Origin of the sequence: Escherichia sp. KCJ4928 (assembly GCF_004352695.1) — a bacterium.
Classification (GTDB): Bacteria; Pseudomonadota; Gammaproteobacteria; order Enterobacterales; family Enterobacteriaceae; genus ECMA0423.
Genome location: NZ_SJWV01000221.1, coordinates 1 through 5,794 on the forward strand (window position 1 = coordinate 1; position 5,794 = coordinate 5,794).

Below are 5,794 nucleotides of genomic sequence, written 5' to 3' on the forward strand. Positions count from 1 at the left end.
GTGGTATCTGGAATATTACACCTGTGCCAAATACGGATGTATGTGTACAGATCCTTCGGAGAATAGAAGCGCGTGGAGGCAGGGCCTTAGGAAATACAGGGGAGTGTATTGAAGTTAAAACAAATGAACCTTTGAACAACGTGATGGAAACACTGAATGGTGGTGGGCAATGAGTGCTTACTGCTTCGAAGGAAAATGAAATGAAGTCGATATATTTAAAATCTGTTCTGGCTTTTATATTTGTTGGCGTTATGGCTATGATTGTATGTATTCCTGTTTACATCGTTTACCTTGCGCAACAACCTGCAACACCAGAACAAGTGACAGAGATTTTACAGGAAACTCCCTGTGCAGCAGAAGCATTTCAGGAGACACTTAATTATCAGTCTGAACCTTTAACACTTGGTAAGGCAAATAAAATCGCATCAGAATGCAGAAAAAGAAACGAAATGGCAGAGGCGCGACGGGTAAGAGAAAACGAGCTCAATAAGATACGCGAAAAACAACTTCAGGCATTAAGTGATGCTGATTCAGCAAAGGAACATTAATCCTGGTTTCCTGTTAAAAGCCTCCATCTCTTATTTGTGCTGTGGTTTCAGAAATGGCACTGCGTGATATATCCACGCCACAGACTGATATTTTCCTTTTTTAAACGTACTAAGGAATACTCATATGAGTAATAACCCACTTGAGGCCGTCACTCAGGCGGTTAACTCCCTCGTCACAGCACTGAAACTGCCTGACGAATCCGCAAAGGCCAATGAAGTTCTGGGCGAAATGAGCTTCCCGCAGTTCAGCCGTCTGCTGCCGTACCGTGATTACAACCAGGAATCCGGTCTGTTCATGAATGACACCACGATGGGCTTTATGCTGGAAGCCATTCCCATCAATGGGGCGAATGAGTCCATTGTGGAGGCGCTCGACCACATGCTGCGTACCAAACTGCCGCGCGGTATTCCGTTGTGTATCCATCTGATGTCCAGTCAGCTGGTTGGTGACAGGATTGAATACGGGCTGCGTGAGTTCTCCTGGTCAGGTGAACAGGCCGAACGGTTTAACGCCATTACCCGGGCCTATTATATGAAAGCCGCAGAAACACTGTTTCCGCTGCCGGAAGGGTTGAACCTGCCTCTGACCCTGCGCCATTACCGGGTGTTTATCTCGTACTGTTCTCCCTCGAAGAAAAAAAGCCGGGCCGACATTCTGGAAATGGAAAACCTGGTGAAAATCATCCGGGCGTCTCTGCAGGGAGCATATATCACCACGCAGACGGTGGATGCACAGGCTTTCATCGATATTGTCGGGGAGATGATTAACCATAACCCGGACTCCCTGTACCCGAAAAGACGTCAGCTGGACCCGTATTCTGATTTGAATTATCAGTGCGTGGAGGACAGTTTTGACCTGAAGGTCCGGGCAGATTACCTGACGCTGGGACTGCGTGAGAACGGCAGGAACAGCACGGCCCGCATCCTGAATTTCCATCTGGCCCGTAACCCGGAAATCGCCTTCCTGTGGAACATGGCCGACAACTACAGCAACCTGCTGAACCCGGAACTGTCCATCTCCTGCCCGTTCATTCTGACGCTGACCCTGGTGGTGGAAGACCAGGTGAAAACCCACAGCGAAGCCAACCTGAAGTACATGGACCTGGAGAAAAAGTCGAAGACCTCCTATGCCAAATGGTTTCCGTCCGTGGAGAAAGAAGCGAAGGAGTGGGGGGAACTGCGTCAGCGGCTGGGCTCAGGTCAGTCCTCCGTGGTGTCCTACTTCCTCAACATCACAGCGTTCTGCAAGGACAACAATGAAACGGCGCTGGAAGTGGAGCAGGACATCCTGAACAGCTTCCGTAAAAACGGTTTTGAGCTGATTTCACCGCGCTTTAACCACATGCGCAATTTTCTGACCTGCCTGCCCTTTATGGCCGGGAAAGGGCTGTTCAGACAGCTGAAAGAGGCCGGAGTGGTACAACGCGCAGAGAGCTTTAATGTGGCCAACCTGATGCCGTTAGTGGCGGATAACCCCCTGACACCGGCAGGTCTGCTGGCGCCCACCTACCGTAACCAGCTGGCGTTTATCGATATTTTCTTCCGGGGGATGAATAACACCAACTACAACATGGCGGTCTGTGGAACATCCGGGGCCGGTAAGACCGGGCTGATACAGCCACTTATCCGCAGCGTGCTGGACTCCGGGGGCTTTGCTGTGGTGTTCGACATGGGGGATGGCTACAAGTCCCTGTGTGAGAACATGGGGGGCGTATATCTGGATGGTGAAACCCTGCGCTTTAACCCGTTTGCGAACATCACCGATATTGACCAGTCAGCGGAGCGTATCCGTGACCAGTTGTCGGTGATGGCCAGCCCCAACGGTAACCTGGATGAAGTGCATGAAGGTCTGCTGCTGCAGGCAGTCAGGGCATCATGGCTGGCCAAAGAGAACAGGGCACGTATTGATGACGTGGTGGATTTCCTGAAAAACGCCAGTGACAGCGAGCAGTATGCCGAGTCACCGACCATCCGCAGCCGTCTGGACGAAATGATTGTGCTGCTTGACCAGTACACTGCTAACGGTACTTATGGTCAGTATTTCAACTCCGATGAGCCGTCCCTGCGGGATGATGCGAAAATGGTGGTGCTGGAGCTGGGCGGACTGGAAGACCGTCCGTCCCTGCTGGTTGCGGTGATGTTCAGCCTTATCATTTACATTGAGAACCGGATGTACCGCACGCCGCGTAACCTCAAGAAACTGAACGTTATTGATGAAGGCTGGCGTCTGCTGGACTTCAAAAATCACAAGGTCGGTGAATTTATTGAGAAAGGCTACCGTACCGCCCGCCGTCATACCGGTGCCTATATCACCATCACACAGAACATCGTCGACTTTGACTCTGACAAGGCCTCCAGTGCGGCCCGTGCCGCATGGGGTAACTCCTCCTACAAAATTATCCTCAAGCAGAGTGCGAAGGAGTTCGCGAAATATAACCAGTTATTCCCGGACCAGTTCCTGCCACTGCAGCGCGACATGATTGGCAAGTTTGGTGCGGCCAAAGACCAGTGGTTCAGTTCCTTCCTGCTGCAGGTGGAAAACCATTCCTCCTGGCACCGTCTGTTTGTGGACCCGTTAAGCCGCGCCATGTACAGCTCTGACGGCCCGGATTTTGAGTTTGTGCAGCAGAAACGTCAGGAGGGCCTGAGCATTCATGAGGCGGTGTGGCAGCTGGCGTGGAAGAAGTCAGGCCCGGAGATGGCTTCGCTGGAGGCCTGGCTGGAAGAACATGAGAAATACAGGAGTGTTGCATGACCACAACGCAAAAAACGACTGATGTTACAGCCCGTCAACGCAGCCACTGGTGGTGGACGGTGCCGGGATGCCTGGCAATGGTGTTACTGAACGCAGCCGTCAGTTACGCCATTGTCAGACTGAACACGCCGGTAACCGTCGCCTTCAACATGAAACAGACAGTGGATGCGTTTTTTGACAGTGCCAGCCAGAAAAAACTGTCAGAAGCGCAGTCTAAGGCGCTGGCTGACCGTTTTAACGCGGCACTGGAGGCCAGTCTGCAGACGTGGCAGCAGAAGCACCACGCTGTCATTCTGGTGTCGCCAGCCGTGGTACAGGGGGCACCGGATATCACCCGTGAAATCCAGCAGGATATAGCCCGGCGAATGAGGGCAGAACCATGAAATACCGGGGGCTGATTGCCCTGCTGATATGGGGGCAGAGTGTGTCCGCAGCCGATCTTGGCACCTGGGGGGATTTGTGGCCGGTAAAGGAGCCGGACATGCTGACGGTGATCATGCAGCGCCTGACGGCACTGGAGCAGTCCGGTGAGATGGGCCGGAAAATGGATGCGTTTAAGGAGCGGGTGATCCGCAACAGCCTGCGGCCTCCTGCCGTGCCCGGTATCGGTCGGACGGAGAAATACAGCAGCCGGCTGTTTGACCCGTCTGTCAGACTGGCTGCGGATATCCGGGATAACGAAGGTCGTATCTTCGCCCGCCAGGGGGAGGTGATGAACCCGCTGCAGTATGTGCCTTTCAACCAGACGCTGTATTTCATCAACGGTGATGATCCTGAGCAGATTGAATGGATGAAGCGCCAGACGCCTCCCACACTGGAGAGCAAAATTATCCTGGTGCAGGGCAGTATCCCGGAGATGCAGAAGGCTCTGGACAGTCGTGTTTACTTTGATCAGAACGGCGTGATCTGCCAGCGTCTCGGCATTGATCAGGTGCCGGCACGGGTGAGTGCTGTCAGTGGCGATCGTTTCCTGAAGGTGGAGTTTATTCCGGTCGGGGAGGGAGGGAAATGAAACGGTGTATGTGGTTGTGTGTGGTTTTGCTGCTGACTGGCCATGTTCCCGCAGCGTCAGCGGACGCTGCCTGTGAAGGGCGGTTTGTTAACCCGATCACGGATATCTGCTGGAACTGCATTTTTCCACTGTCGCTGGGCAGCACAAAAGTGAGTCAGGGGAAGGTGCCGGATACAATAAACCCGTCAATGCCGATCCAGTTCTGTCCTGCGCCACCGCCTGTATTTAAACGTATCGGGCTGGCTATTGGTTACTGGGAGCCGATGGCACTGACGGATGTGACCCGCAGTCCGGGATGTATGGTAAATCTTGGAATAACAATCCCGGAGCTGGGGAAAACCGGGCAGGGAACGGCCAAAAAAGACGACAAGCAGGTGAACGGGGCATTTTACCATGTTCACTGGTACAAATACCCGCTGACATACTGGCTGAGTATTATCACCTCAGCAGGATGTCTGATGGGCGGTGATATGGATATCGGGTACATCTCAGAAATTGACCCTACCTGGACAGACAGCAGTCTGACCACCATTCTCAACCCGGAAGCGGTCATCTTTGCAAATCCGATAGCACAGGGAGCCTGTGCGGTGGATGCCATTGCCAGTGCCTTTAACAAGCCGCTGGATATCCTGTTCTGGTGTGCCGGTTCGCAGGGCAGTATGTATCCGTTTAATGGCTGGGTGAGCAATGAATCCAGTCCGTTGCAGTCATCCCTGCTGGTCAGTGAACGGATGGCGTTTAAGCTCCACCGTCAGGGAATGATAATGAACAGCATCGGCGTGGATGTGGCTGTCTGTTATGAATATCCGTCGCCCATACTTCCCAAAGAGCGCTGGCGTTATCAGATGGTGAATATGTACCCGGACAGCGGACAGTGCCATCCGTTCGGACGCAGTGTGATGCGCTGGGAGACGGGAAAAAATCCGCCCAACACAAAGAAAAACTTCGGTTACCTGATGTGGCGTAAACGTAACTGTGTGTTTTTATAACTCTGACAAGAAAAGGACAGATGATGGAAAAAGAACAGAAACAATGTGGCCCGCAGCTTCCCTTGCATCAGGATGAAGCTCCCCCTGCATTCCAGGTCACTTACAGTATAGAGAAAAAGGAAATAACAGCAGAGCAATACAGAGACTGGCAATTAATTGCCGCCAGTCTCAGAAAAAAGATAAATGGAGAAAGAAGTTAATCAACGATTTTCGTTGTGTTTAACATGGCGTCAGTTATCTCCAGACACAATCTATTGAGCGCCTCATTATTATCAGTATTTACGATGTTATTAATAATACTGATGGCTGTATCATGAGGCATATTTCTGATGATGCTGAATAATAATATTTTTAAAGCCTTTATTTCATCTGCTCTCTGATTGTCCATATAACTGAATGAAAAGTCAGGGCGGTCTTCTGATGTGCTATTATTCATTGTAACTCCTTGTTGGTATGTTTTTAGCCTGTCATCTCTTGCAATCGATATATC

At 51.6% G+C, this 5,794-nt stretch carries 8 protein-coding genes; 7 read left to right on the top strand and 1 reads right to left on the bottom strand.

Annotated elements, in window-relative coordinates:
• Nucleotides 1–5 precede the first annotated feature (5 nt).
• From E0D98_RS28035 to E0D98_RS20820, 7 genes are all read left to right on the top strand, one after another.
• Nucleotides 6–173, top strand: a complete 168-nt coding sequence (locus E0D98_RS28035) for a hypothetical protein (protein WP_240723747.1) — start codon at nt 6–8, stop codon at nt 171–173.
• A 27-nt stretch (nt 174–200) separates the two neighbouring features.
• Complete coding sequence (locus E0D98_RS20795; RefSeq protein ID WP_000836684.1) at nt 201–548, top strand: hypothetical protein; 348 nt, start codon at nt 201–203, stop codon at nt 546–548.
• 124 nt (nt 549–672) lie between these two features.
• Nucleotides 673–3,303, top strand: coding sequence for a type IV secretion system protein TraC (gene traC / locus E0D98_RS20800; protein ID WP_000069759.1), 2,631 nt, complete (start codon nt 673–675; stop codon nt 3,301–3,303).
• On the top strand, nt 3,300–3,686 hold the full coding sequence (gene trbI / locus E0D98_RS20805) for a type-F conjugative transfer system protein TrbI (RefSeq protein ID WP_000214090.1): 387 nt from the start codon (nt 3,300–3,302) through the stop codon (nt 3,684–3,686). Before traC ends, trbI begins: the two co-directional genes overlap by 4 nt.
• A complete protein-coding gene (gene traW, locus E0D98_RS20810) occupies nt 3,683–4,315 on the top strand; it encodes a type-F conjugative transfer system protein TraW (protein ID WP_000877291.1) in 633 nt (210 codons plus the stop codon). Before trbI ends, traW begins: the two co-directional genes overlap by 4 nt.
• Complete coding sequence (traU, locus tag E0D98_RS20815; RefSeq protein ID WP_000817328.1) at nt 4,312–5,304, top strand: conjugal transfer pilus assembly protein TraU; 993 nt, start codon at nt 4,312–4,314, stop codon at nt 5,302–5,304. Before traW ends, traU begins: the two co-directional genes overlap by 4 nt.
• A gap of 20 nt (nt 5,305–5,324) precedes the next feature.
• Complete coding sequence (locus E0D98_RS20820; RefSeq protein WP_000970212.1) at nt 5,325–5,504, top strand: hypothetical protein; 180 nt, start codon at nt 5,325–5,327, stop codon at nt 5,502–5,504.
• On the opposite strand, the gene E0D98_RS20825 is transcribed toward E0D98_RS20820, so the two are convergent.
• On the bottom strand, nt 5,501–5,794 hold a 294-nt coding region (locus E0D98_RS20825), incomplete at its 5' end, for a hypothetical protein (protein ID WP_240723746.1). The genes E0D98_RS20820 and E0D98_RS20825 overlap by 4 nt on opposite strands.